This window comes from Bradyrhizobium guangdongense, from assembly GCF_006483445.1.
GTDB classification, from domain to species: domain Bacteria; phylum Pseudomonadota; class Alphaproteobacteria; order Rhizobiales; family Xanthobacteraceae; genus Bradyrhizobium; species Bradyrhizobium guangdongense_A.
Genome location: NZ_PPPT01000027.1, coordinates 1 through 24680 on the forward strand (window position 1 = coordinate 1; position 24680 = coordinate 24680).

The 24680-nt window shown below is 65.0% G+C and carries 25 protein-coding genes; 13 read left to right on the plus strand and 12 right to left on the minus strand.

The window, feature by feature from the left end:
• The first annotated feature begins 168 nt into the window (after window positions 1-168).
• Entirely contained in the window at window positions 169-3978 is a 3810-nt protein-coding gene (locus C2U70_RS04155) for a tetratricopeptide repeat protein (RefSeq protein WP_186294052.1), read from the plus strand.
• A 100-nt stretch (window positions 3979-4078) separates the two neighbouring features.
• Complete coding sequence (locus tag C2U70_RS04160; RefSeq protein WP_140976594.1) at window positions 4079-4315, plus strand: hypothetical protein; 237 nt, start codon at window positions 4079-4081, stop codon at window positions 4313-4315.
• 7 nt (window positions 4316-4322) lie between these two features.
• Here C2U70_RS04160 and fliP read toward each other — a convergent pair whose 3' ends face one another.
• Both fliP and C2U70_RS04170 read right to left on the minus strand, forming a co-directional pair.
• Entirely contained in the window at window positions 4323-5081 is a 759-nt protein-coding gene (fliP, locus tag C2U70_RS04165; RefSeq protein WP_140976595.1) for a flagellar type III secretion system pore protein FliP, read from the minus strand.
• The gene (locus tag C2U70_RS04170; RefSeq protein WP_140976596.1) at window positions 5078-6004 is read right to left on the minus strand and encodes a flagellar biosynthetic protein FliO; all 927 of its coding nucleotides are present in this window, start codon (window positions 6002-6004) and stop codon (window positions 5078-5080) included. The genes fliP and C2U70_RS04170 overlap by 4 nt, the downstream gene beginning before the upstream one ends.
• A gap of 350 nt (window positions 6005-6354) precedes the next feature.
• On the opposite strand from C2U70_RS04170, the gene flgB reads away from it, so the two are divergent.
• From flgB to C2U70_RS04225, 10 genes are all read left to right on the plus strand, one after another.
• The gene (flgB, locus tag C2U70_RS04175; protein ID WP_140976597.1) at window positions 6355-6759 is read left to right on the plus strand and encodes a flagellar basal body rod protein FlgB; all 405 of its coding nucleotides are present in this window, start codon (window positions 6355-6357) and stop codon (window positions 6757-6759) included.
• A 19-nt stretch (window positions 6760-6778) separates the two neighbouring features.
• On the plus strand, window positions 6779-7204 hold the full coding sequence (flgC, locus tag C2U70_RS04180; RefSeq protein WP_140976598.1) for a flagellar basal body rod protein FlgC: 426 nt from the start codon (window positions 6779-6781) through the stop codon (window positions 7202-7204).
• Between the two features lie 14 nt (window positions 7205-7218).
• Entirely contained in the window at window positions 7219-7527 is a 309-nt protein-coding gene (gene fliE, locus C2U70_RS04185; protein ID WP_140976599.1) for a flagellar hook-basal body complex protein FliE, read from the plus strand.
• A 144-nt stretch (window positions 7528-7671) separates the two neighbouring features.
• A complete protein-coding gene (gene fliQ / locus C2U70_RS04195) occupies window positions 7672-7935 on the plus strand; it encodes a flagellar biosynthesis protein FliQ (RefSeq protein WP_060736542.1) in 264 nt (87 codons plus the stop codon).
• Window positions 7936-7952: 17 nt separating this feature from the next.
• Entirely contained in the window at window positions 7953-8723 is a 771-nt protein-coding gene (fliR, locus tag C2U70_RS04200; RefSeq protein WP_140976601.1) for a flagellar biosynthetic protein FliR, read from the plus strand.
• Between the two features lie 7 nt (window positions 8724-8730).
• Entirely contained in the window at window positions 8731-9810 is a 1080-nt protein-coding gene (flhB, locus tag C2U70_RS04205; RefSeq protein WP_140976602.1) for a flagellar biosynthesis protein FlhB, read from the plus strand.
• A 152-nt stretch (window positions 9811-9962) separates the two neighbouring features.
• Window positions 9963-12554 (plus strand): cell cycle histidine kinase CckA, encoded by a 2592-nt coding sequence (cckA, locus tag C2U70_RS04210; protein WP_140976603.1) that lies wholly within the window; start codon window positions 9963-9965, stop codon window positions 12552-12554.
• A 226-nt stretch (window positions 12555-12780) separates the two neighbouring features.
• Window positions 12781-13746, plus strand: a complete 966-nt coding sequence (locus tag C2U70_RS04215; protein WP_140976604.1) for a Tim44 domain-containing protein — start codon at window positions 12781-12783, stop codon at window positions 13744-13746.
• Window positions 13747-13977: 231 nt separating this feature from the next.
• Window positions 13978-14604, plus strand: a complete 627-nt coding sequence (locus C2U70_RS04220) for a lectin (RefSeq protein WP_140976641.1) — start codon at window positions 13978-13980, stop codon at window positions 14602-14604.
• Between the two features lie 141 nt (window positions 14605-14745).
• Window positions 14746-15450: a glutathione S-transferase gene (locus tag C2U70_RS04225; RefSeq protein ID WP_140976605.1), complete on the plus strand. Its 705-nt coding sequence runs from the start codon at window positions 14746-14748 to the stop codon at window positions 15448-15450.
• Between the two features lie 69 nt (window positions 15451-15519).
• On the opposite strand, the gene C2U70_RS32810 is transcribed toward C2U70_RS04225, so the two are convergent.
• The 3 genes from C2U70_RS32810 to C2U70_RS04235 form a co-directional block, all read right to left on the minus strand.
• Window positions 15520-15696: a hypothetical protein gene (locus tag C2U70_RS32810; RefSeq protein WP_186294053.1), complete on the minus strand. Its 177-nt coding sequence runs from the start codon at window positions 15694-15696 to the stop codon at window positions 15520-15522.
• A 224-nt stretch (window positions 15697-15920) separates the two neighbouring features.
• The gene (locus tag C2U70_RS04230) at window positions 15921-16400 is read right to left on the minus strand and encodes a hypothetical protein (protein ID WP_140976606.1); all 480 of its coding nucleotides are present in this window, start codon (window positions 16398-16400) and stop codon (window positions 15921-15923) included.
• A gap of 75 nt (window positions 16401-16475) precedes the next feature.
• Window positions 16476-16931 (minus strand): hypothetical protein, encoded by a 456-nt coding sequence (locus tag C2U70_RS04235; protein ID WP_140976607.1) that lies wholly within the window; start codon window positions 16929-16931, stop codon window positions 16476-16478.
• A 216-nt stretch (window positions 16932-17147) separates the two neighbouring features.
• Here C2U70_RS04235 and C2U70_RS04240 point away from each other — a divergent pair, with 216 nt between their 5' ends.
• Entirely contained in the window at window positions 17148-18803 is a 1656-nt protein-coding gene (locus tag C2U70_RS04240; RefSeq protein ID WP_140976608.1) for a fumarate hydratase, read from the plus strand.
• A 22-nt stretch (window positions 18804-18825) separates the two neighbouring features.
• Here C2U70_RS04240 and C2U70_RS04245 read toward each other — a convergent pair whose 3' ends face one another.
• From C2U70_RS04245 to C2U70_RS04275, 7 genes are all read right to left on the minus strand, one after another.
• The gene (locus C2U70_RS04245) at window positions 18826-19815 is read right to left on the minus strand and encodes a DUF3616 domain-containing protein (protein ID WP_140976609.1); all 990 of its coding nucleotides are present in this window, start codon (window positions 19813-19815) and stop codon (window positions 18826-18828) included.
• Window positions 19816-19960: 145 nt separating this feature from the next.
• Window positions 19961-20905: an SH3 domain-containing protein gene (locus tag C2U70_RS04250; RefSeq protein ID WP_140976610.1), complete on the minus strand. Its 945-nt coding sequence runs from the start codon at window positions 20903-20905 to the stop codon at window positions 19961-19963.
• Window positions 20906-20925: 20 nt separating this feature from the next.
• Window positions 20926-21222, minus strand: a complete 297-nt coding sequence (locus C2U70_RS04255; RefSeq protein ID WP_140976611.1) for a hypothetical protein — start codon at window positions 21220-21222, stop codon at window positions 20926-20928.
• 115 nt (window positions 21223-21337) lie between these two features.
• Complete coding sequence (locus tag C2U70_RS04260) at window positions 21338-21892, minus strand: inner membrane-spanning protein YciB (protein WP_140976612.1); 555 nt, start codon at window positions 21890-21892, stop codon at window positions 21338-21340.
• Window positions 21893-21903: 11 nt separating this feature from the next.
• Entirely contained in the window at window positions 21904-22479 is a 576-nt protein-coding gene (locus tag C2U70_RS04265) for a hypothetical protein (protein ID WP_140976613.1), read from the minus strand.
• Between the two features lie 144 nt (window positions 22480-22623).
• The gene (locus tag C2U70_RS04270) at window positions 22624-23034 is read right to left on the minus strand and encodes an MAPEG family protein (RefSeq protein ID WP_186294054.1); all 411 of its coding nucleotides are present in this window, start codon (window positions 23032-23034) and stop codon (window positions 22624-22626) included.
• A 174-nt stretch (window positions 23035-23208) separates the two neighbouring features.
• Window positions 23209-24606: a carotenoid oxygenase family protein gene (locus C2U70_RS04275; RefSeq protein WP_140976615.1), complete on the minus strand. Its 1398-nt coding sequence runs from the start codon at window positions 24604-24606 to the stop codon at window positions 23209-23211.
• Window positions 24607-24680 lie beyond the last annotated feature (74 nt).

Consider the following 24680-nt stretch of genomic DNA (forward strand, 5'->3'; position numbering starts at 1 on the left):
CGCCGCCGATGCCGCCGACCTGCCCAAGATCGACGGCCGCCCGACCCCGCCGCAAAAGTCGAATTGAGCGTCATATTTAACAGACCCTTAATTGGCAAAACCTACATTCGATGGCACGGGCCGGCGCCATTGCCGGCATGGACTGTCGAACCGGAAGAAATGCCGCCAATGGCGCGAATGGCTGCCGCTGGATTTTGGTCGCTTGCCCGCGCCTTCACGCGGGTTGCGCGCCGTCGCGTGCTGCCTGCCCTTGCGCTCGTTGCCCTGATCGCTGCCGCGACGCCTGCCAGCGCCGCCGAGCCGGTGCAGGGCGAAGCCACCATGGGCGCTGCCGGCGGTTTCGGGCGGCTGATCATCAAGCTCGCCGAGGATGTGCCCTCTGAGGTCACGAGCGCGGGCTCGATCGTGATCATCCGCTTCGAACGCCCGGTGGACGTGCCCGTCGAGCGCATTCCAGAAGGAGCACCCGACTACATCAACTCCGCCCGGCGCGACCCCGATGGCAGTGCCATCCGGTTGTCGCTGTCACGCCGGGTGAAGGTCAACACGATGAATGCCGGCGAACGCACCTTCGTCGACCTGCTGCCGGAAAGCTGGAAGGGGCCGCCGCCGAGCCTGCCGCTCGACGTCGTCAAGGAACTGGCCGAGCGTGCCCGCGCCGCCGAGAAGGCGCTGCGGACTCAGCGCGCGATTGCCGAGAGCAAGAAGCGGCCGCCGCTGCGCGTGCGCGCATCCGTGCAGCCGACCTTCGTGCGCTTCGTGTTCGAGATGCCCGACGGTGTCGGCGTGTCCTCGATCTTCAACGAGCAGAAGCTCACGCTCGCCTTTAACGCCGCGCTCAACATCGATCTTGCCGACGCCATCATCGCCGCGCCCGCCAACGTCGCCTCGATCAAGCAGAAGACCGAGATCGATCAGACCAGTGTGGAATTCGTGCTGATCGGCGAGTCCGACGTGCACAATTTCCGCGACGACAAGAATTACGTCGTCGACGTCGCTTTCCAGCCAAGCGACAAGAAGAAGGCCACGCCGACCGCGGAGTCGCTGCTTGCGCCGGCAAAATCCGCGACTGAGGCCAAGCCTGCAGCCGAGCACGGACCGAAGGCGGCCGTCGAGAAGCCGAAGGAGCAGCAGGCCCAGCGCGAGATCGCGCCGCCGACCTCGGAAACGATCGCGCGCGAGGCCAAGATCGACATCAAGCCGGTCGAGACCAGGCCGGAGCAGGCGGCAGCGCCGGCCGCGGAAGCGCCAAAGTCGTCGCCGCCCGTGAGCGAACCGGGCGCGTCGCAGGCGCATGCGACCGAAGCGCCGAAATCTGCACCAATGACTGCCCCCGTCGCCGAAGCGCCGAAGGCGCCCGCGGCAGCCGAGACGCCTGCGCCCGCCAAGCCGGTGATCGCGGAAGCTCCGAAGGAAATGCCCAGGGAGGCGGTCAAGGAAGTCGCCAAGGAACCGGTAAGAGAAGCAGTCGTGGAAGCGCCGAAGCCGGCGACGCCTGCGGCTGCTGAAGCGCCGGCGCAGCCCACGGCACCTCCCGCTGCAAGCGTTGAAGCGCGTCGCGACAGCGACGGCCTGCGCGTGCTCATCCCGCTCTCGGTGGCAACGCCGGCGGCCGCATTCCGTCGCGGCGACACGGTGTGGCTGGTGTTCGACAGCGCAAAGCCGATCGACTTCGAGCCGATCCGCGCCAGGGGCGGCGCGATGATCGGTGAGGTCAGCCACATGGCGCTCGCCAAGGGGCAGGCGGTCCGCATCCGGCTGACCCGTCCGCTGGTCTATTCGCTGACGACGGAAGAGGTCGGCAAGGAGACCAACTGGCTGCTCACGCTCGCCGACAAGATCCAGGCGTCGCCGCTGCCGCTGATGATGATGCGCAACATCACCGATCCCGCGCTCGCCAACATCGCCATTCCCTTCACCAATCCCGGCGTGCTGCACAAGGTGACCGATCCCGATGCCGGCGACACGCTGTTCGTGGTCACCGCGCAGCGTCCGGTGCGCGGCTTCATCAAACGGCAGGACATGGTCGATCTGTCGCTGCTCGAATCCGCGCATGGCATCGCCATCCGTCCCAACTCGGAAGAGGTCGCCGTCGAGGTCGGTCTGGAGAAGGTGCTGCTGGGCAAGAAGGGCGGACTGACGCTGTCGCCGGTCGACGTCTCGGCGGAACGTGCGCCGACCGCGGTGCGGCCGCTCTTCAACATCGAGGAATGGCGCAAGGGCCAGACCGAATACTTCATGACGCGCCAGCCGGCGCTGCTTGCCGCGATTTCCGCCGCCGAGCCGGCACTGCGCTCCATCCCGCGGCTCGATCTCGCGCATTTCTACATGTCGCGCGCGATGTATTACGAAGCCAAGGCCGTGACCGACGTCATGCTCTCCGATCCCCAGAACAAGGAGGAGAGCAACGCGCTGGTGATGCATGCGATCGCCAGCATCCTGATCGGTCGTCCGGCCCAGGGCCTGAAGGACCTCTCCAACCCCGTGATCGGCAACAGCCACGATTCGCAATTGTGGAAGGCGCTGGCCTATGCGCGGCAGGGCAAGTGGGCCGATGCGCGCGAAAAGTTCAAGAACGTCGAATTCGCCATTGCCTCGCTGCCGCTCGACATCCAGCGCATCGTCACCATGGACGCAATGCGCGCCTCGCTCGAGGTCAAGGACTATGCCGGCGCCTCCAAGCGCCGCAGCGAGCTCGAGGTCGTCGGCATTCCGCCCGAGATGAAAGCGTCCTTCGCGGTGCTGCGCGGGCGGCTCGCCGAGGCGCTCGGCCACGACAAGGATGCGCTCGACGATTACAAGTTCGCGGTTGCCTCCAACGATCGTCCGGCGGCAGCCGAAGCCAAGCAGCTCGAGGTCGCACTGCGCCAGAGGCGCGACGAGATCACCAAGGACGATGCCCTGAAGGATCTCGAAACGCTGGCGGTGACCTGGCGCGGCGATACGACCGAGGTCAAGACGCTGCAGATGCTGGCACGGATGTATGCCGACAACGGCCGCTATGCCGAAGCGCTCCAGGCCGCGCGGACCGCAACCAAGCTGCAGCCGAATGCGGAAGCCTCGCGGCAGGCACAGGATCTCGCATCCGAGCTGTTCGTGCAGATATTCCTGGGCCCGAAGGGCGACGACATGGCGCCGATCGAGGCGCTCGCGATGTTCTTCGAATTCCGCGAGCTGACGCCGATCGGCCGCCGTGGCGACGAGCTGATCCGGCGGCTTGCCGACCGTCTGGCCTCGATCGACCTGCTCGACCAGGCCGCCGAGCTCCTGCAATACCAGGTCGACCATCGCCTCGAAGGCGCGGCGCGCGCCCAGGTCGCCGCGCGTCTTGCCATGGTCTATCTTGCCAATCGCAAGCCTGACATGGCGATCTCGGCGCTGCGTGCCAGCCGCATCAGCGACCTCTCGGGCGAATTGCGGCAGCAGCGCCTGTTGCTGGAGGCGAGGGCGCAGAGCGACGTCGGCCGCCACGATCTCGCGCTCGATATCGTGTCCAACGTGGCGGGGCGCGAGGCGATCCGGCTGCGCTCCGACATCTTCTGGGCGGCGCGTCGCTGGCGTGAATCCGCCGAGCAGATCGAGCTTTACTATGGCGAGCGCTATCGCGACTTCAAGCCGCTCAACGCGGTCGAGAAGAGCGACGTGATCCGCGCCGCGGTCGGCTTTGCGCTCGCCGACGACACCATCGGCCTGTCGCGGTTCCGCGAGAAATACGCGCCGCTGATGAGCGAGGGCGCCGACCGTGCCGCCTTCGACATCGCCAGCAAGCCGGCGGCGTCATCCAGCGCCGAGTTTGCCGAGATCGCAAAGCTCGCCGCCAGCGTCGACACGCTCGACGGCTTCCTGCGCGAGATGAAGGCCCGCTTCCCCGACGCCACCGCGCGCGCGCCGACCTCGCCCCAGGCCAAGGACCAGACCGACCACACCGGCTCGCTGCCCGAGATCAAGCCCGTGAGGCAGATCAAGATGACCCGGTAGGGCCGGTGCTACATTAGACCCCTCGACAGGTGCCCGGCGAGACGGCAAGTTCTCGCCCAAAGCGCGCCTGATCAAGCGCTGTTGCCGGGAGAGGGTCGAAATGAGCAAGCCTGTGAAGACCGAAGCCGAACTCATCGCCATGGCGCGCGCCGAGTTGAAGGTCCACGCCGATAGTTTCGAGGGTATGACCATCTCGATCCTGCGCGACGGCGACAGTTGGGAGTTTCGCGCGGCCGCCGACCAGGCAACGATCGACAAGCCCGGTTACCCCGAAGCCGTCGCCATGCTGGTGCAGATCGGCGATCACCTCAGCAAGCAGTACGACGTGAAGGGGTAGGGGGCGGCTACCCCCCGTAACTCTGCACCAGGCTTCCCGCGACCAGCGACCAGCCGTCGACCAGCACGAAGAAGATCAGCTTGAACGGCAGTGACACCACGGCCGGCGGCAGCATCATCATGCCCATCGACATCAGCACGGAAGCGACCACGAGGTCGATGATGAGGAAGGGCAGGAACAGCAGGAAGCCGATCTCGAAGGCGCGTTTCAGCTCCGAGATCATGAAGGCGGGGACGAGGATGCGCAGCGACAGATCGTCGGGCGTCGCCGGCGGCGGCTCGCCCGAGAGATCCATGAACAGTTTCAGGTCCTTCTCGCGCACGTTCTTCTGCATGAAGCCGCGCAGCGGCACCGAGGCGCGCTGCAGCGCCTCCTCGACCTGAATCTGGTTGGCGACCAGCGGACGAATGCCGTCGTCATAGGATTTTTGCAGCACCGGCCCCATCACGAAGGCGGTGAGGAACATCGCAAGCGCGATGATCACCGAGTTCGGCGGCGCAGTCGCCGTCCCCATCGCGGTGCGCAGCAGCGATAGCACGACGACGATGCGGGTGAACGACGTCATCATGATCAGGATCGACGGTGCGATCGACAGCACCGTGAGCAGCGCGATGAGCTGGATCGCGCGCTCGGTAACCCCGCCGCCGCCCTGACCACCGCCGAGATTGATGCTGATGTCTTGCGCAGCCGCAGGCACCGCGAGAGCCGCGGCACCGATCAGAACTGAAAAGAAAACAACTCTACGCGGGAAAGCCGAGGGCCTCACGAAGACGGCTTCGGACGGCCGAGCAGGGAGGCCATCTCGTCTTCGAGGTTTTCAAAGCTCGTCTTTGCGGGCGCTGCGGCCGGCGCCTCGCTGCGCGACGGGCGCGGCGGCGGTGCGGACGGAGGCTCCGGCGCGACCGGCGGCGCGACGGTCTCGCCAGCCGGGCGGCGCAAGGCGGCTTCGAGCCGCTGCGCCATCTCCGCGAGATTTTGCTCGGCGCTCGACGGCGCGGGCGGCGGCGGAGGGGACGGCGGCGCTGCTGCCGGCGGGGGCGGCGGCGGCGCGGCTGCGCGTTCGGCGCGAACCGGCGGCACGCGCGGCGCTTCGCGCGGAGTATCGTTGCCGCGCGGCGGGCGCGGCATCATCGGCTCGCTGCGCGGGACGCGCGGCGGCATCGGTTCGGGGCGCGGCGCGATCGGTTCTGCCGTGAAGCCCGCGAGCGGATCGTTGCGGCGCTCGGTGAGGGCCGGCGCCGGGCGGCGCACTTCGTCCGCGAAGGAGGGGCGCGCCGGGCGCGGCGGCGGTTCGGGCATCTGCGGCTCGGGAAGATCGAGCGATTCGGGGCGCGGGCTTTCGTCCCAACCGCCGGCATCCGGCATCGGGGCAAGGCGCGGCGGCTCGGCGCCGCCGGGCCGTTGCGGCAGTTGATCGCGGGAGGGCGCTGCGCGCACGATATTCGGCTCCACGACGATGTCGGTCGGGCCGCCGATCATCAGGAGATGCTCGACATTGTCGCGCCGGACCAGAACCAGGCGGCGGCGGCCGTCCACCGCGGCGGCGTCGATCACGGCAAGCCGGGGCATCCTGCCACGCTGCGTATTGGCACCCAGCCGGTTGGACGCGAATCGGCGAACCAGCCACGCGGCGACGCCGATCAGCGCCAGAACGGCGATGAATGCGAAGATAAAGGTCACGGCCTGCATGCTTGTCCCCGGCAAATGGCGCTTTCCTCAATGCGGCCGTGGTCGAATCCGCTCGACCCAAGGCCCGCAACGCCCCAGAAGTTTGATCTCTCAACTCCCCACGGCAAAGCCCGCCGTCCCCGAACTCTTAATAACCTATGAATCGCTCGATCCAAAACGACTTCTTGGAATTCGCTCCTTTGCCAAGCGATTGGGTTAATTTCGCTTTTGGCGCGTAGAATCACGGGAGCCCGAGGCATCGTCCCGTTGGGGGACAGGCGGGCGCCACATCTTAACCAGCTATTAACCATACACGCGGCAAATTCTGCCTAGCTCCGGACATGATCCGGAGGCGGAAGGAGCCGCAGACGATGGCCATCAACGACCTGCCGGTGCTCTCGGCGCTTCGCACCAAGATGCAATGGCACCAGGAACGCCAGCGCGTCCTGTCCGAGAACGTCTCGAATTCCGACACCCCCCGTTTCCGCCCGCGCGACCTGGTCGAGCCCAAATTCGACAAGGCGGGCGCGGTGACCGGCTCGATGGGGCCGTTGGCGATGGCGCGCACCAGCGCCTCGCACATGGGCCCGTCGGGCGCGCAGTCGAGCTTCGACCAGAACAAGAATGCCGGCTTTGAGACTCGTCCCGCAGGCAACGCGGTCAATCTCGAGGAAGAGATGTTGAAGTCCGCGGCCAACCAGATGGACTACGCGGCGGCGACCTCGCTCTACTCCAAGAGCCTGAGGCTGCTGAAGACGGCGATCGGGAAGGCCTAGGGGCTGAAGGAGGCGGATCATGGCGAATGACAGCAGTGACTTCGGCCGCTCAATGGCGATCGCGACCTCCGGCCTGCGCGCGCAGGCCGGGCGCATCCGGGTAATCTCGGAGAACATCGCCAACGCGGAATCGACCGCACAGAGCGCCGGTGGCGATCCCTATCGCCGCAAGGTGCCGACCTTCTCCTCCGCACTCGACCGCACGCTCGACGCGCAGGTCGTGACGCTTGGCAAGATCAAGCCCGACCAGTCCGCCTTCCGCGTCAGGTACGAGCCGAACAATCCGGCGGCGGACGCCAGCGGCAACGTCAAATATCCAAACGTGAACTCGATGGTCGAAATGACCGACATGCGCGACGCGCAGCGGTCCTACGAGGCCAACCTCAACATCATCAGTGCGACGCGCCGGATGATCCAGCGCACGCTCGACATCCTCAAGTCCTGACAGGGAATTAGGCCATGGCTTCTCCGACAATTGCCGCCAATGCTTATGCCAATCTCGCGCGCGTGCTGGAAAACAGCGGCCCCGGCAAGGGCTCCGAAGCGCCGGGCCAGTCCTTTGCCTCACTGCTGAAGGACGCCGTCGGCAGCGTCATGGAAAGCGGCCGCAAGTCGGACGCCCAGTCGGTCGCGATGGCGAGCGGCAAGGCGAATGTGATGGACGTGGTCACGGCGGTCGCCGAAACCGACGTCGCTGTCTCCACGCTCGTCTCGGTCCGCGATCGCGTGATCCAGGCCTACGAAGACATCCTGAAGATGCCGATCTGATCGTCATTGCGAGCGCAGCGAAGCAATCCAGAATCTTTCCGCGGCGGCACTCTGGATTGCTTCGTTGCGCTCGCAATGACGGGGGAGAGGCCGAACTGTCCTCGTCAGTGCGGTGGGGATGAGACTTGGACAAAGGAATTTGCAATGACCGGACCTGAAACCCTCGACGTCGCACGCGATGCGATCTGGACCATCGTGATCGTCTCCTCGCCCCTGATGGTCGTCGGCCTCGTGGTCGGTGTCGTGGTGTCGCTGTTCCAGGCGCTGACGCAGATCCAGGAGCAGACGCTGATCTACGTGCCGAAGATCCTTGCGATCTTTGCCACGATGCTGCTCGCGCTGCCGTTCATGGCCGACTCGCTCCACGCCCACATGCTGCGGATATCGTCGCGAATCATCGGCGGCTGATGCACAATGCGTGAGTCATGCGCATCGACATCTCCTTGCTGCCGGCGCTCGCCGCCTCCTTCATGCTCGCCTTCGCCCGGGTCGGTGCGATGGTGATGCTGCTGCCGGGATTGGGCGAAACCAACATCCCGACCCGCGTCAAACTGTCGATCGCGCTGCTGCTGACATTGATCATCCTGCCGTTGCATCGCAACGCCTACAATGTCGACATGAACTCGATCACCTCGCTGCTCGTGCTGATGATGCATGAGATCGTGATCGGCATCGTGCTGGGTGCAACCGCGCGCGTGACGCTGTCCGCCCTCCAGGTGGCCGGCGCCATCATCGCGCAGCAGATGGGGCTGGGCTTCGTCACCTCGGTCGATCCGACGCAGGGCCAGCAGGGCGTGCTGGTCGGCAACTTCCTCACCATGCTGGGCGTGACATTGCTGTTCGCGACCGACAGCCATCACCTCGTGATCGCAGCCCTCAACGACAGCTACAAGATTTTCGCCCCGGGCGAGACGATGTCGAGCGGCGACGTTGCTGCGCTCGCCACGCGCGCGTTCTCGTCGGCGTTCCGGCTGGGGCTGCAGCTCTCCGGGCCGTTTTTGGTGTTCGGCCTCGTCTTCAATATCGGGCTTGGCGTGCTGGCGCGGCTGATGCCGCAGATGCAGGTCTATTTCGTGGGCGTCCCGCTCTCGATCTTCGCAGGCTTCCTGGTGCTTGCCGTCGTGATCGCGGCGATGATGGGAACCTTCCTCGACTACTTCATCGGTGTTATGCACCAGATGATGCCCATGAAGTGAGGGATCAATGGCGGACGAAAGGGATCCCGACAGTCAAACAGAAGACCCGACACAAAAACATCTCGAAGAGGCGCACGAGCGTGGCGACGTCGCCAAGAGCCAGGAGATCAACACCTGGTTCGTGATCGCGGGCGCGACGCTCGTGATCTCGACCTTTTCCGGCTCGATCGGCGGCGGCCTGTTGATGCCGATGCGAAACCTGCTCGCCAATTCCTGGATGATCAAGACCGACGGCAAGAGCCTGATCGCACTGACGCAGCAGCTCGAACTCGCGATCGTTGCCGCGATCGGCGTGCCGCTGTTGATGCTGGCGCTCGCCGCGATCGCCGGCAACATGCTGCAGCACCGCCTGGTGTGGTCGGCGGAATCCCTCAAACCCAAATTCAGCAAGATCTCGCCCGCTGCAGGCTTTAGCCGCATCTTCGGCAAGCAGGCGGCTGCCAACTTCCTCAAGGGCATCGGCAAGCTCATCGCGCTCGGCGCGGTCATGACCATGATTCTGTGGCCGGAGCGGCACCGCATGGAGGCGATGGTCAAGCTCGACCCGTCGGCCATGATGGGCGCGACCACGACCCTGACCATACAGCTCTTGGGCGCGGTGGTTGCCGCGCTCGCGATCGTGGCGATCGCCGACTACCTGTTCCAGTACCGGAGCTGGTTCCAGCGCCAGAAGATGTCGTTGCAGGAGATCAAGGAAGAGTTCAAGCAGTCCGAAGGCGATCCCCACATCAAGGGCAAGCTGCGGCAGTTGCGCCAGCAGCGCTCGAAGAAGCGCATGATGGCGGCGGTTCCAAAAGCCTCCGTGATCATCACCAACCCGACCCACTATTCGATCGCGCTGTCCTATGAGCGCGGCATGTCGGCGCCGATCTGCGTCGCCAAGGGCGTCGATAATCTCGCCTTCAAGATCAGGGAGATCGCCAAGCAGCACGACATCCCGATCGTCGAGAACGTACCACTGGCGCGCGCGCTCTATGCCACCGTGGATATCGACCAGGAAATCCCCGTGGAACACTACCACGCGGTCGCCGAGGTCATCGGCTACGTCATGCGGCTGAAGCGCGGTTTCTCGGCCGGGCGCGGCTAAAACATCCGAAAAGTACCGGAAATGGCCGTAAACTGGGAATCAGCGTACGTTTGCCCCTTGCTGCCCTTGCGCCCGCAGGTCCGATTCAGGCAGGGAGGACAGCGCCGCGCCGAAAGCGCGTCCTTTTCTGCCGACAGGTTGCGCCGTTTGATATGACCGCCGAGACCGACCACGACCTGTCACGCGAGCCAGCCGCGGCGCATGATTCGCCGCAGCGCGCGGGCAGCATTGCGCTGGTGCTGCTGGTGGCGGCGGCCCTGGTGGCGGTCGCCGTCGGCCTGATGACGCTCGGGCGCGCCCAGGCGCAGCCCTATATCCTCGGCATCCTCGCGGTGCTGGCGATGGTCGGCCTGTTCAGCCTGTTCGCCTTTGCCGCCGGCATCACCCGCTTCGTTGATCGCAATCTCGATGATCCCGTGATGGGCCGTATCGCCGATCACGCCTTTGACGGGCTCGCGGTGACCGACCCGCGCGGTCACGTCATCTATTCCAACGCCGCCTATCTGACGCTGACAGGTGCCGCCGGTCCGCAGGACGTCCGTCCCGTCGAACGCGTCTTCATCGGCAATCCCGATGTCTCCGAGGCGGTCTTCCGCCTGCTGAAAGCGGCGCGCGAAGGCAAACGCCAGCAGGAAGAGGTGCGCATCTCCGGGCAGGACGGCAGTCAGGGCCGCTGGCTGCGCATGCGTGTGCGCCCGCTCGGCACCGCCAAGCGCGAGGCGAAATACGCGGTGTGGTCGATCGCCGACATCACCCGTGACCGCGAGCGCCAGGAAGACGTCTTCCAGGAGCTCCAGCACGCGATCGAATATCTCGACCACGCGCCCTGCGGCTTCTTCTCCGTCAACCCTGCCGGCGAGCTCGCCTATGTCAACGCGACGCTGGCGAACTGGCTCGACTACGATCTCGCCGAGATCGGCTCGGGCGGGCTGAAGCTGACCGATATCGTCTCCGGCGACGGGGCCTCGCTGCTCACCTCGATCGTGGCGGTGCCGGGCGAGGTGAAGACGGAAGTCTTCGACATCGACCTGCGCATGCGCACCGGCAAGAGCATGCCGGTGCGGCTCTATCACAAGCTCGCCTTCGGCGCCGACGGCGTGCCCGGGCCGTCGCGCACGCTGGTGATCAGCCGCGCCCGCGACGAGCGCAGCGATCCCGATCGCGCCGCCGAAGTGCGCTTCATGCGCTTCTTCGACCACACGCCGATGGCGATCGCCACCGTCGACCGCGGCGGCAACGTGGTTCGGGCCAACGCCCGCTATGCCAAGCTGGGGCAGGCGCTCGGCCTCGACAGTGCCAGCAAGTCGATCTTCCGCGCGGTCAATTCGCGCGACCGGCACATTCTCATCGCGGCGATCAACCAGGCCGCCGAAGGCCAGGCCGACATCGCGCCGGTCGAGGTCGCGCTGGAAGGCACGAAGGAGCGCTGGGGCCAGTTCTTCGTCACGCCGGTGGAAGAGGACGAGCGCGACACCGAAGCCGCCATCGTCTACATGCTCGAGACCACCGAGCGCCGTGCGCTGGAAAACCAGATCAACCAGTCGCAGAAGATGGAGACGGTCGGCCAGCTCGCCGGCGGCATCGCCCACGACTTCAACAACGTGCTGTCGGCCATCATGATGGCCAACGACTTCCTGCTGAACGCGCACAAGCCGACCGATCCGTCGTTCCAGGACATCATGCAGATCAAGCAGAACGCGACGCGCGCGGCGACGCTGGTGCGCCAGCTGCTGGCGTTCTCGCGCCGGCAGACGCTGCGTCCGCAGGTGCTCGATCTCGGCGATGCGCTCTCCGATCTCGCCATGCTCTTGCGCCGGCTGATCGGCGAGAAGGTCAAGCACGAGACCATCCACGGCCGCGATCTCTGGCCGGTCAAGGTCGACGTCTCCCAGTTCGAGCAGGTCATCGTCAATCTCGCGGTCAACGCGCGCGATGCGATGCCCGAAGGCGGCAAGCTGATCATCCGCACCGCGAACGTCACGGCTGACGAGTCGGCCAAGCTCGCCTACAAGGGCATGCCCGCCGCCGACTATGTGCGCATCGAGGTGTCCGACACCGGCACCGGCATTCCCGCCGACATCCGCGACAAGATCTTTGAGCCGTTCTTCTCGACCAAGGAGGTCGGCAAGGGCACCGGCCTCGGCCTCTCGACCGTCTACGGCATCGTCAAGCAGACCGGCGGCTTCATCTATGTCGATTCCGAGCCGGGCAAGGGCACCTCGTTCCAGATCTTTTTGCCCCGCCATCGGCAGGAACCCGAGACGCAAGCCGACGCGCCGGCTGCCGCGACCAACGGCGCTGCTGTCGCTTCGACCGAGGCCGCCAAGACCGCGCCTCCGACTGAGGCCAAGCCGCGGACCGATCTCACGGGACAGGGCACCATCCTGCTCGTCGAGGACGAGGAGGGCCTGCGCGCGCTGAACGCACGCGGCCTGCGCTCGCGCGGCTATACCGTGGTCGAGGCCGAGAACGGCGTCGAGGCGATGGAGGTGCTGGACGAGCAGAGCGGTGCGATCGATCTCGTCGTCTCCGACGTCGTCATGCCCGAGATGGACGGTCCGACGCTGCTCAAGGCGATGCGCGAACAGAACCCGGACATCAAGTTCATCTTCGTCTCCGGCTATGCCGAGGATGCCTTCGAGAAGAGCCTGCCCGAGGGCCAGCAGTTCGACTTCCTGCCAAAACCCTTCACGCTCAGCCAGCTCGTCGCCGCGGTGAAGGAGACGATGGCGAAGGCCGGGTGAGCCTTTGTTGAGGCAATCCGGGAGTGCTTTTGCCTCGTGCGCAACGCCGCCGGGAACCACCGGTACCCGGCGACCAGCACCCCGCCAAACCCTCGCCAAATATGGGCTTTTGCCACATCCCCGCGACTGAGGGCCGCAGCCGCGGGTTCCGATAGTGGCTTCACTTTTGCGCCGTCGTGCCCATCTTAAGGGCACTTCCCCATGCCGGGGAAAATGGGAAACGCACATGATTTTCTCGCAACGTAGCCGCAGTATTTTGAAGACCATCGCCGTCGTGCTGGCGCTGGCGCTGCCGACCGCGCTCGCGATCTCGTCCGCCGACGCCCGCGTCGGCGGTGGCTTCTCGTCGGGCTCGCGCGGCTCGCGGACGTACTCCGCGCCGCCCTCGACGCAGACCGCGCCGGGCTCGACCTCGCAGTTCAACCGCACCTACACCCAGCCGGGCGCCGGCATGAATTCGGCCGCAGCCGCGCCCGCGCGCGGCGGCCTGTTCGGCCGCGCAGGCGGCTTCATGGGCGGCCTCGCGGCCGGCTTCCTGGGCGCAGGCCTTCTGGGCATGCTGTTCGGTGGCGGTCTGTTCGGCGGTCTCGGCGGCCTGTCGTCGATCCTCGGTCTGATCATCCAGATCGCGCTCGTCGTGCTGGTCGTGCGGCTCGCGATGTCCTGGTGGCAGCGCCGTCATACGCCGCAGGCGGCCTACGCGGGCCCGAGCGCCGGACCCGATCCGGGCGCACAGACCAACTATCGCAGCGGCCTGTCCGGCTTCGGCTTCGGCGCCAACAACGCGCCGCTCGAGATCAAGCCTGACGACTACGAGGCGTTCGAGCGCCTGCTGGGCGAAACCCAGGCAGCCTGGTCGAACGAGGACGTGTCCAAGCTGCACACGCTCGCCACGCCCGAAATGGTCTCCTATTTCGAGAAGGACCTCGCCGAGAACCGCGCGCGCAACGTCGTCAACAAGGTGACCAACGTAAAACTCCTGCAGGGCGATCTGGCGGAAGCCTGGCGCGAGGGCGAGACCGACTACGCCTCCGTCGCGATGCGCTTTGCGCTGACCGACAAGACGGTCGACCGCAACACCGGCGCGACCGTTGCCGGCAGCGAGCAGCCGATCGAGGCCACCGAGGTCTGGACCTTTGCGCGCCGCACGGGCGGCAATTGGGAACTGTCGGCGATCCAGCAGACCAACTGATCGCCGCTGCAATGCGAACACAAAAGGCGCCGCGCTCCCGCACGGCGCCTTTTTCTTTGAGACGGCCGCCTTGCACGACTGCGACGGAATAATGCGGCCTGCGGCGTGTTCGTGTCAGGCGGCAACCAAGAATAGCGACATCAGGAGGAAGAGATGATCCGTACCGGAAAATTCGCGCAGTCAAAATTCTTCCAGCCTCTTTGCCTTGCTTTCGCTGTGTCGACGCTTCCCATGCTCGCCGTCGGTGCGGCGCAGGCGCAGTCGGCCGACATGAGCTTCTTCGTGACCTCGAGCGGGCCCGGCAAGGGCGCCGATCTCGGTGGCCTCGACGGCGCCGACGCGCAATGCCAGAAGCTCGCGCAGGCTGCCGGCGCCGGCGCAAAAACCTGGCGCGCCTATCTCTCGACCCAGGCCGCCGACGGCAAGCCTGCGGTGAACGCACGCGACCGCATCGGCAAGGGTCCCTGGCAGAACGCCAAGGGCGCCGTCATCGCCAAGGACGTCGCCGACCTGCACAGCGCCGCAAACAATCTCACCAAGCAGACGGGGCTCAACGAAAAGGGCGAGGGGACCAACGGCGCCGGCGACCAGCCGAACCGGCATGACATCCTCACTGGATCGCAGCCGGACGGCACCGCGTTTGCCGCGGGCGAGGACAGGACCTGCAAGAACTGGACGAGCAGCACGCAAGGTGCCGCGATGCTCGGCCATTTCGATCGCAAGGGTCTGCGCGACGACGAGCCGTCAAAATCCTGGAACAGCTCGCACCCCTCGCGCGGCTCCGAAGGCGGCTGCTCGCAGGCCGACCTCAAGAGCACCGGCGGCGATGGGCTGCTGTACTGTTTCGCGGCGAACTGATTGATGGTCATTCCGGGGCGATGCGCAGCATCGAACCCGGAATCTCGAGATTCCGGGTTTCGGTCCTGCGGACCGCCCCGGAATGACGGAACCTCTGATCGCGTGCTAGGTTTGCAGCAACGTTCTCACAGGTTCTCTCCCATGAAATACGAACTCTACTACTGGCCGGAAATCCAGGGTCGCGGTGAATATGTCCGGCTCGCACTCGAAGAAGCCGGCGCTGCTTATGTCGACGTCGCGCGCGGCGCCCGCGGCACGGCCGCAATGATGAAGCTGATGGATGCACGCGATACGCCGCCCTTTGCGCCGCCGTTCCTGAAAGCGGGCAAGCAGATCATCGGCCACACCGCCAACATCCTGCTCTATCTCGGCGCCCGCCACGGGCTCGCGCCGAAAACCGAGGCCGGCAAATTATGGGTGCACGGGCTCCAGCTCACGATCGCCGATTTCGTGCTTGAGGTTCACGACACCCATCATCCGCTCGGCCCCTCGCTCTATTACGAGGACGCGCGCCCTGAGGCGAAGAAGCGCACCGCTGCGTTCTGGGACGAGCGGGTGCCGAAATATCTGGGCTATTTCGAAGGACTGTTGAACAGCAATGGCGGCGCCTACGTCACCGGGCGCAAGCTCACCTATGTCGATCTCTCGCTGTTCCAGATCGTCGCCGGCCTGCGCTACGCATTTCCGAGGCGCATGAAGAATTTCGAGAACGAAATCCCCGGCCTGGTCGGTCTCCACGACCGCGTCACGGCGCGACCGAACATCAAGGCTTATCTCGCGAGCGAGCGGCGCATTGCCTTCAACGAGCAGGGCATCTTCCGCCGCTACAAGGAGCTCGATCGCTAGACGAGCAAATCCGGCGCGCGGGCTCGCGCCCGCCGGCCGGATTTCATCCCGAGTCTGAAGCGCTCCGTGTCAGGCGATCTGGTCGATCCGCGTGCCCTGGCCCGGCGGCAGCGGCGCGGGCGGCGGCGGCTGATAGGCCTTCTCGGCTTCCTTCTGCGCCTGGTTGTCCTGCGCCTTGTTCGCATTGGTGTCGTAGCTCGGCACCACGACAACCACCGGCGGCGGCGCAACGCTGGAAACACTCATTGGTCAAACCTCTCACATTGAAACATGTGAGACTGACCTTGGGGACGCCAAGGATCCCTGAAATGGATCGTTAAAATGCGAGCGAATTTGCGCGGGACCGTGATGGATGGTGAAGATCAGGTAGACTCTCGCCACCTGTCATTGCGAGCGCAGCGAAGCAATCCAGTCTGTGACCGGGGCGAGACTCTGGATTGCTTCGCTGCGCTCGCAATGACGGAGCGCGTTTACTCGTCCTTGCCGCGCGTGATCGAGATCGCCGCGTCGGTCTTGGTGCGCGTGCATTCCATGTTGAGCCGGCGATAGCGCATCGTCACCTTGTCACCGCGCAAAATGCCCATGCGCTTCAGACAGCGCGTCGCGCCCGTGGTGGTGTCGTCCTTCGTCACCGTGAAGATGATCGCGGCTGCCGCGCCGACCAGATCGTAAAACTGTTGCGTCGGCCGGCGGTCGCCCTTGGCATAGAGTTCGTTTGAGTAGTTTTGCCCGTTGCCGCGGCAGCCGAGCGACAATTCCTTGGCCGCCGGGTGCGTGAGATAGACGATGTTGGCGGCCTTGAAGTTGACCTTGAGCCCGTCGATGTTGTGCGCGAGCTGTTTTGAAATGTCGTCGCACTGATCCGCGCGCGCAGGCGCGGCTGACGCCACAAGGCCGGAGATTGCGGCGGCGATGAGAAACGCGCCGCGAGAGTTCAGTTTCAAAATCATGTCAGGGAGCCCCTTCGGCCGGTATAAAAGCGTGTGCGCCGGGCTCATGCAAGGGGCGGGCGTGCAACAACGGCCTCAAAACCCAGGGATGGTCACGCCCAGCGCGGACGCCGTCACGTTCAGCAGATTGACCAGCGTCGGCACGGATACCAGCAGCGTCGCGAGGCCGAGCTGCTGGTCGCGGATCGTGCAGGCGATGGCGCCGGCGGCCATCAGCGGGAAGACGACGATCTGAGCCGCCGTCATCAGGGCGCTGATGCCGGGAAGATCGAAGCCGTGCTGGAGGGCCGAAGGCATCAGGTTCAGCAAGGCCATGAATGTGATGGCTGTGAGCGCGAGGATCGCGCCGCGCATGTGACTGATGGCTGTGAAAACCAGCGCCGTCAGCGCCAGCACCGGCTGCGCGGCGAGGAAGGCCTTGGTCAGGTATCCGCTGTAGCCGGGACCGGGGATTTCGATGCTGCCGTCAAACAGGAACGTCACGTGGGACAGGCCGTCGTACGCCTCCATGAGCGCGAGGGCGGCGAGCACGACCAGGAGGGCAAGCCTGTGCTTTTCGGGTAGCGGAGAAGCCGGTTGGGACGAGGTTTGATGGGCCATTGCGGGGGCAGGGGACATTCGCGAAATCGATTGCTGGGGGGCGTCTGAAAACCTTCCCTTTGTGGGAAAAGGGCTTAGAAGGGTTCAAACCTCAGCCCTTTTTGGCATCTTTTGCCGCGGCTAGCCGGCCCAACCCGAGACCAGACCATGAACGCTCCGACCGCCTTCCCCGACTCCTCCAAGCCCGTTCCGCCCTACAAGCACACCCCGCTGTTTCCGCTCGGCAAGGACGAGACGCCCTACAAGAAGATCTCATCCGAGGGCGTGCGGGTCGAGAAGGTGCTCGGCAAGGACATGCTGGTGGTGTCGCGCGAGGCGCTGCGGGCGCTGTCGGAGGCGGCCTTCGGTGACATCAACCACTACCTGCGCCCCGGCCATCTCAAGCAGCTCCGCTCCATCCTCGACGACAACGAGGCGAGCCCGAACGACAAGTTCGTCGCGCTGGACTTTTTGAAGAACGCCAACATCGCCGCCGGCGGCGTGCTGCCGATGTGCCAGGACACCGGCACCGCGATCATCATGGGCAAGAAGGGCTGCAACGTCATCACCGATGGCGACGACGAGGCCGCACTGTCGGAAGGCGCGCGCGATGCGTATCTGCGCCGCAATCTGCGCTACTCGCAGGTCGCGCCGCTCTCGATGTACGAGGAAAAAAACACCGCCAATAACATGCCGGCGCAGTGCGAGATCTACGCCGAGGGCGATGATGCCTACAAGTTCATGTTCATGGCCAAGGGCGGCGGCTCCGCCAACAAGAGTTTTCTATTCCAGGCGACGCCGTCCGTGCTCACCAAGGACCGGCTGCTCGCTTTCCTGAAGGAAAAGATCCTGACGCTCGGCACCGCGGCGTGCCCGCCCTATCACCTCGCGATCGTGATCGGCGGCACCTCGGCCGAGCTCTGCATGAAGACGGTGAAGCTCGCCTCCGCGCGTTATCTCGACGCGCTGCCGACCCAGGGTTCGCCCGACGGCAACGCCTTCCGCGACGTCGAGATGGAAAAGGAAATCCACAAGATGACGCAGTCGCTCGGTGTCGGCGCGCAGTTCGGCGGAAAATATTTCTGCCACGACGTGCGCGTGATCCGCATGCCGCGTCACGGCGCTTCGCTCCCGATTGGGCTGGGCGTCTCCTGCTCGGCCGACCGCCAGGTGCTCGGCAAGATCACCCGGGACGGCGTCTATCTCGAGGAGCTCGAGCACAATCCGGCGCAGTATCTGCCGCAGGTCGAGCAGACCCTCGACGGCGAGGTCGTCAAGATCGACCTCAACCAGCCCATGAAGGACATCCTCGCGACGTTCTCCAAATATCCAATCAAGACCCGCGTCTCGATGACCGGCACCATGATCGTCGCGCGCGATAGCGCGCATGCAAAACTGCGCGAGCGCCTCGAGCGCGGCGAGCCGCTGCCGGACTACTTCAAGAACCATCCGGTCTATTACGCCGGTCCCGCCAAGACTCCCGAAGGCTACGCCTCCGGCGCGTTCGGTCCAACCACCGCGGGGCGCATGGATTCCTTCGTCGACCAGTTCCAGGCTGCCGGCGGTTCCATGGTGATGGTGGCGAAGGGCAACCGCGCACCGGCGGTGCGCGAGGCCTGCAAGAAGTATGGCGGCTTCTATCTCGGCTCGATCGGCGGTGCTGCGGCAAACCTCGCCGAGCACTGCATCAAGAAGGTCGAGGTGCACGAATATCCCGAGCTCGGCATGGAAGCGATCTGGCGCATCGAGGTCGTGGACTTCCCCGCCTTCATCATCATCGACGACAAGGGCAACGACTTCTTCAAGGAGTTGAACCTGGGCTAGAGCTCGGCTTTCGAGCGGTGCGCTACCGCGGAACGCGATATTCCGCCGGCGCGCCGTTCTCCGGCCCGTCGAACATCACGAGCACGCGCCACGGCTGTCCGGCGGTGTCGCTCAGCACCAGCAGCGTCTCGGCCTTTGCGGTGGTGTCGGCGACCGTGAGATTGTGGCTCGTGCCGAGCGTGCCGGTCTTTGGATCGTAGAACACGATGGCGGGCGTGATCGCCTGCTCGTTGACCGGTCCGGTCAGCAGCAGCAGGCCGCCCGAGACGGCGGCGATGTCCCTGATGCCGATCGTGGTGCCGAGGGGCAGCGTCTTGAGCTCCGCATTGAGCGGTGCAGCTTCCGTGAAAACGGCCTGTGCGTTCACCGCGAGGATGTAGGCCTTGCCGTCGTCGGAGGGGCCGCGGAAGCCGAGATACATCCGTCCGTCCGCGACTGCGATGCCTTCGATGTTGGCGCCGTTCTCGCCGAGCGGCTTGTCGTAGGCCGAGGGAAGCGCGTCTTTGATCGCACCGCGCAGCCGCATCACGGATGCCTCGACGCCGACGACCTCGTCGTCGGAGATGTCATAGGGTGGCATTCCCGTGCCCTTGTCGACGGGAATTCGGAAGACGTGATAGCTCGTCGGATTGCTGTCCTCGGGATGATGCCGTTTGCGGCCGTGCGATCCGATCACGTAGAAATAGCCGTCATCATAGGCCGCGCCTTCGGCATCGGGATCGCCGCTGGCCTGATCGCCGAGCAGCTTGATCACCTTGCCCGGCTTGATCGTGGTGCCGTCTATGGCGAAGAATTGCGCGTATTTCTTTTCGTCATTGGCGATGAGACAGGCCGCAGGCGTCGCGCAGGCCGCGCCGCTGAGATTGGTGCGGGCGTCGGCGCTCTTCTTGAACGGTTCGCTCACTTGCCAGGCCGGCGACTGCGGCTCGAGCGTGTCGGCGCTGACAGGCGTTGCCGAGGCGAGCGCAATGATGGCTGCGAACAGATGGATGCGTGCGGAAAGGGGCGACATTCAAACCTCCCCTCTGATCGGTTGAAAGTGTATTGGTCGCAACTAAAAATTCTGGGTTGCACGACGACCTTGCGCCCAAAGCCCGTCGCGGTCAACGACACGAACGCTTGAACGCCGTGGCCAAAGACCGCAGCGCGAGCGGAGTTTAGCTGCAATTCGTGACTTGGTTGGAGCACAACGCGCGCCACCAGCCGCGCACGCCGTCATGGCTCTCGACAAGGCCCCAGGCGCCGCTGCATGCAAGGAGGCGCTTTGGTCCGCCGTCGGTGTCGAGCGCGCCGCCGAGCTCGCGCTGTGCCGGCGTCCATTTGGCGTCAATGAAGGGCGCGGTGAACAGTCCGCCCATGCGCGTGCCGCCATTGGCGTAGGCCGCGCCGACCTTGTTGGCGGCGACCCAGCCGCGCCCCGCATAGGGTTTTGGTGCGTTGCGCGGATATTTTTTCTCGTCCTCATAGTCCTTGCCCGGAGGCTTTGCGCCTTCGATCAGGAACCAGCCGTCCTTGAAGCCGATGATGCGGAATTCGGTCAGCCACCCGCCCTCGGGGGTGTTCTCGGCGCCACCCATCTTGAGGCGATAGGGCGCGGGCAGGGTGCCCAGCACGCGCGCCTTCACCGACGGCTCGGCCCGCACGTTGAGGCCGCTCGGATCCTTGTCCTGCGTCCATGCGCCGATATCGCAGGGCTCGGTGCCCTCGGGAAGGGAGGCGCGCTTCGCCGCGAGATCGGCGTGGAGTTTTGTGTAGTCGCTCTCCTCGCCGTCGGCATCGCTCATTGTGGTGTCGCGATTGCCGCGGGCGGGATCGGTGCGCGGCTTCAGCTCGGCCGTGACTGCGCGCGTACGATCGTCGGACAGCTTGACGATGAGCACCTGACGCTGCGCGAACACGCTGGCCGGTATCTTGGGATCGTTCGATGTTGCGGGATCGAGCGCGAGGTAACCGGTGGCGCCATCGGTGCGATAGGCTTCGCCCGCGACATATCCTGCGGGTACCAGGGCGAGCGCGCTTGCGCGCCACGCCGGTTCGCTGTCGCCTGCGCGCGCCGCCGCGACGGAGAGGGCCGTCGCGGCGATGATGCTGAGAACACGCATGGCGAATGCAAAGCGGGCGATTAAGCCCGCGTGCCCGTGAACGGGAAGCTGCCCATCGGGCCGATGCCCATCTCGCCGCTCATGCTGTCGCCGGCGACCTTGCCAATGAACTCGAGCGTCAACGGCATCGGGTTGGTGATCGAGACCTTCCAGTTGACGGCATCGCCGCTGATGGCACCGTCGAAAATCTCGGCACTGTTGCCTTCGGCACCTTGCGTGCCGGTCAGCGTGCCGCCGGAGCTCTTCAGGCTCAGCGTCGCCTGGCGCTCGCCCATCGGCGTTGTCATGGTCAAATTCCAATTTCCGTCAACGGCCATTCCTGTCTCCCAACTTTTTTACCCGGCAGTCCGCGATGAGCCGCGGCGGGGCCAAGGCGAGCGTATAGCCTAACTCGTCCGACCTGCCTAACGCACTCTTTGACGCGGCTGGACTTCAGGCGCGGGCGGCCGCACGGATGCGGCTGCCGACGATGAGGCGGAAGGCGGCGTACTGGATCGCGAATGCGCCGAGCTTGGTGCCGACCAGCACCACCGAGATGTAGAAGGCCCACAGCTTCATGTCGCCGGTCATCGCCACCGCAACCGTGCCGGCGGCGAGCACGAACATCAGCGCGGCCCAGGCGTAGCCGGCAACCGTCACATATTCCGGGATCGTCTCGCTCACGACCGGCGGCATGTAGCGCAGCATCCAGCCGCGCTTGAGCATGATGATGCCGATCGCGACATGGCCGATCGCGGGCTTTGCCAGCACGAAGCGCGGATCGTGGGTGAGCAGCGTCAGGCTGCCGAGCACGATGACGAGGCCGAGGCTCGCCCAAGTCATGTAGCTCAGCGTCTGGCCCTTGTACCGCGACCAGGCCACCTGGGCGATAGCGCCGATGATCGCAACGGCAGTCGCGAGAATGACGTTGTCGGTCGCGAGATAGATGACCAGGAAGACGATGGTCGAGAGGAAGTCGGAGACGAGCCGGCGGAATACGTCTTTCATCGTCTGTCCTGTCAGTGCGTGTGGGGCAGGGCGTTCGGGGGCGTACCGTACTTGATCTTGCGGTACTCGGGATACCATTTTGTGAAATAGATCGCGCTGTTGCGGGCCGCAAACGCGATCGCAATGCTCGACCAGATCGGCAGGCCCGGCACGTAGAGCAGCACGACATTGGCCGCCAGCATCAACAGCGCGGCTGCGGTCCACGCCGCGGTAATGATGTAGTTGGCACGCATGAAGCCGGGCATCGCCGCGATCTCGGCCGGCACGGCCTCGATCGCATATTGCAGCGTGAAGGGTTTGCGGATCAGCATCGAGCCCAGCGAGATGACGAAGATGCCGACGTCGACCGATACCTTCACCCCGAGCGTGCCGAAGGCGGGATCGACGAGGACGATATAGAGGCCGATCGCGGCGAGGATGATCGCGGAGCCCGCGGCCAGCATCTTCACGGAGCGGCCGTACCAGAGATCGATTGCGATGGTGGCGAGGCAGACCGCGGACGCCGTGAACACGCTGACGGCCGCGGAGGCTACCAGCATCAGGAAGGTGAAGACGCCGTAGGGGGCAAGGATCAGGAAAATGGCCATGTGGGGTGCCTCGGTCGGCAAATCTTTACAGTGTCAAGATGGATAATGCAGATCCCGGACCGGGTCAAGGAAAATCTTTACAGTGTCAAAATGATGTGAAGAATGTAGGGTTAATCGAATAATTACAGTCGCTTGACGCCTGAATCATTGCGGCATCGTCCCCGCAATAACCCGCGACAAGATGTTCACCGCGCAGGTCACGAGCAAGCCGATCGTGACGACAATGCTGCCGCCGCGACAAATCCAGAACAGTCGTGAATTCGTCACCGCATACATGCCGAGCGGATGAAGCAGCCGCGACAGCAGTAGCGCGCCCATCAGCAGGTGAATGCGCAGGGGCGTCGTCCCCGCCATCTCGATCATCGCGACCATCAGTGAGATGATCGGGACATATTCCATGAAATTGCCGTGTGCGCGGATTGCGCTGCGCAACGCGATATTGCCACCATCATTGAAAGCAGCCTGATTGCTTCGCCGCAGCCGGATCACCTGGAGCGCGAGCACGGCGTACAGCAAGGCGAGGATCGCGAGATAACCTGCGGTGATCGACGGCATGTGCATGCGGATCTCCGTTGTGCGTATCAACCGCTGTCATTCCGGGGCGCGACGAAGTCGCGAGCCCGGAATCCATCGAGCGGCACCACTTGCGGTACAATGGATTCTCAGATGCGCAATTGCGCATCAAAGCTCGCGCCAAGTGGCGCGCCCCGGAATGACCAGGGGAGGGCTTTACTGCGTCCCCACCCAATTGCCGTGGAATCCATCAGGCACGCGATGGCCGAGCTGCACCAGCGCGACGGGGCCGGCCTCGACGTCCTGCGCGTTGAATACCGCGAGATCGCTGCGGTTCTCACGCGCGCGCCAGACCACCGACAGCAGCCAGCCGTCGCCTTCGGCGGCATCCTTGCCGCGCTCGACGAAGACAGGCTCGGAGATGGTGTCGCCGGCCGGCAGCAGATAATGCGCGAGCCGTTTTCCGGCGCCGTCGACATGCACGATGCCGGAGAGCGCGCCGAACATCGGCAGCTTCGGATTGGCGCAGGCGTACCAGCCGTGGTTCGTCTTTAGCCCGGCTCGGCGGTCGTCGACGCGCGGGAATTCGCCGGTGAGGTCGTCGAGATAAGTCTGCTGGAAGCGGTCGGTATTGTCAGAGAGATCGAAGGTCCAGCGGCAATGACGCGCGCGCGACTTGTCGGGATCGGTGGGCCTGCCGTCCGGATGCGGGAACAGCGGCGCTTCCTCGAACTGCATGACGTCGGCGATGATGCGGTTGCCTTCCTCCCACGCATTCATGACGTGGAAGACGTAGCAGCTCTCGGCGCGGAACCAGACGATGTCCTTTTCCGAGCCGCTTCGTTTCATCACGCCGACATAGGCGCCTTTCTCGGGCTCCCAGGCGTAGGGCGGCTTGCCGCTCATCGCGCGCTGCATGCTGCCGGTGATTGGCAGGATCGGAAACAGCACGTGGTTATCCGTGACGATGAAGTCGTGCACCATGCTGGCATAGGGCGCGTCGAATCGCGTGAAGCGCGTCACCTTGCCGGAGGCGTCGATCGCCCCGTAGGAAAGGGCGGGTGTCAGCGGGCCGCTCGCATTGTAGCCGAAGAACACGAGCTCGCCGGTCGTGGGGTCTACCTTGGGATGCGCGGTGAAGGGCCCGGCGATGCGGCCCCCGAAGTTGCAGTAGCCGCGGGTCGCGAGCGTGCCGGGTTCGATCTCGGTCGGCAGATGCCCCTCTTCGAGTGCGAGCAGCTTGCCAGCGTGGCTGATGATGTTGGTATTGGCGACGCCGCCGTCGGTGAGGTGCGCCGGCGCGTCCGGCATCTTGCGGCCGAAGCCGCCGAACAGTGCGCGGCCGGCATCGTGCTCGGCGAGGAATTTTGGCGTGCGGACCCAGCGGTTGCGATAGCTCGCCTTGCCGTTCTCGAGATGAAAGGCGTGCAGCATGCCGTCGCCGACGAACCAGTGCGCGCCGGGCGCGTCGAACTGCGGATTGGGCCCGTTGCGATAGAGCGTGCCGTTCAGCTCCCGCGGCAACTCGCCGACGATCTTGAGGTGTGGCGCATCTGCCTCGAACGGGATCGGCGCGAGGTTGGTCCGGCTATCCTTGATGGCTTCCTGCAGCACGTCGTAGACCCTCCCTATCTTTACGTTGTAAAGATTCGATACAGGAGCTGTTGGCTCTGGTCAAGTGAAATCTT

Bases quoted from the DNA above. Each gene is read 5' to 3' on its own strand.
- fliE (WP_140976599.1), top strand. From the start codon at position 7,219: ATGGCTTCTCCGACAATTGCCGCCAATGCTTATGCCAATCTCGCGCGC.
- C2U70_RS04255 (WP_140976611.1), bottom strand. From the start codon at position 21,222: ATGGCCGTTGACGGAAATTGGAATTTGACCATGACAACGCCGATGGGC.
- C2U70_RS04220 (WP_140976641.1), top strand. From the start codon at position 13,978: ATGCTCGCCGTCGGTGCGGCGCAGGCGCAGTCGGCCGACATGAGCTTC.
- flgC (WP_140976598.1), top strand. From the start codon at position 6,779: ATGGCGAATGACAGCAGTGACTTCGGCCGCTCAATGGCGATCGCGACC.
- C2U70_RS04270 (WP_186294054.1), bottom strand. From the start codon at position 23,034: ATGCCGTCGATCACCGCAGGTTATCTCGCGATCCTCGCCTTGCTGTAC.
- C2U70_RS04230 (WP_140976606.1), bottom strand. From the start codon at position 16,400: ATGATTTTGAAACTGAACTCTCGCGGCGCGTTTCTCATCGCCGCCGCA.
- C2U70_RS04155 (WP_186294052.1), top strand. From the start codon at position 169: ATGGCGCGAATGGCTGCCGCTGGATTTTGGTCGCTTGCCCGCGCCTTC.
- C2U70_RS04265 (WP_140976613.1), bottom strand. From the start codon at position 22,479: ATGGCCATTTTCCTGATCCTTGCCCCCTACGGCGTCTTCACCTTCCTG.
- fliQ (WP_060736542.1), top strand. From the start codon at position 7,672: ATGACCGGACCTGAAACCCTCGACGTCGCACGCGATGCGATCTGGACC.
- C2U70_RS04245 (WP_140976609.1), bottom strand. From the start codon at position 19,815: ATGTCGCCCCTTTCCGCACGCATCCATCTGTTCGCAGCCATCATTGCG.
- C2U70_RS04170 (WP_140976596.1), bottom strand. From the start codon at position 6,004: ATGCAGGCCGTGACCTTTATCTTCGCATTCATCGCCGTTCTGGCGCTG.
- C2U70_RS04215 (WP_140976604.1), top strand. From the start codon at position 12,781: ATGATTTTCTCGCAACGTAGCCGCAGTATTTTGAAGACCATCGCCGTC.
- flgB (WP_140976597.1), top strand. From the start codon at position 6,355: ATGGCCATCAACGACCTGCCGGTGCTCTCGGCGCTTCGCACCAAGATG.
- C2U70_RS04240 (WP_140976608.1), top strand. From the start codon at position 17,148: ATGAACGCTCCGACCGCCTTCCCCGACTCCTCCAAGCCCGTTCCGCCC.
- C2U70_RS04225 (WP_140976605.1), top strand. From the start codon at position 14,746: ATGAAATACGAACTCTACTACTGGCCGGAAATCCAGGGTCGCGGTGAA.
- flhB (WP_140976602.1), top strand. From the start codon at position 8,731: ATGGCGGACGAAAGGGATCCCGACAGTCAAACAGAAGACCCGACACAA.
- C2U70_RS04160 (WP_140976594.1), top strand. From the start codon at position 4,079: ATGAGCAAGCCTGTGAAGACCGAAGCCGAACTCATCGCCATGGCGCGC.
- cckA (WP_140976603.1), top strand. From the start codon at position 9,963: ATGACCGCCGAGACCGACCACGACCTGTCACGCGAGCCAGCCGCGGCG.
- C2U70_RS04250 (WP_140976610.1), bottom strand. From the start codon at position 20,905: ATGCGTGTTCTCAGCATCATCGCCGCGACGGCCCTCTCCGTCGCGGCG.
- fliR (WP_140976601.1), top strand. From the start codon at position 7,953: ATGCGCATCGACATCTCCTTGCTGCCGGCGCTCGCCGCCTCCTTCATG.
- C2U70_RS04260 (WP_140976612.1), bottom strand. From the start codon at position 21,892: ATGAAAGACGTATTCCGCCGGCTCGTCTCCGACTTCCTCTCGACCATC.
- C2U70_RS32810 (WP_186294053.1), bottom strand. From the start codon at position 15,696: ATGAGTGTTTCCAGCGTTGCGCCGCCGCCGGTGGTTGTCGTGGTGCCG.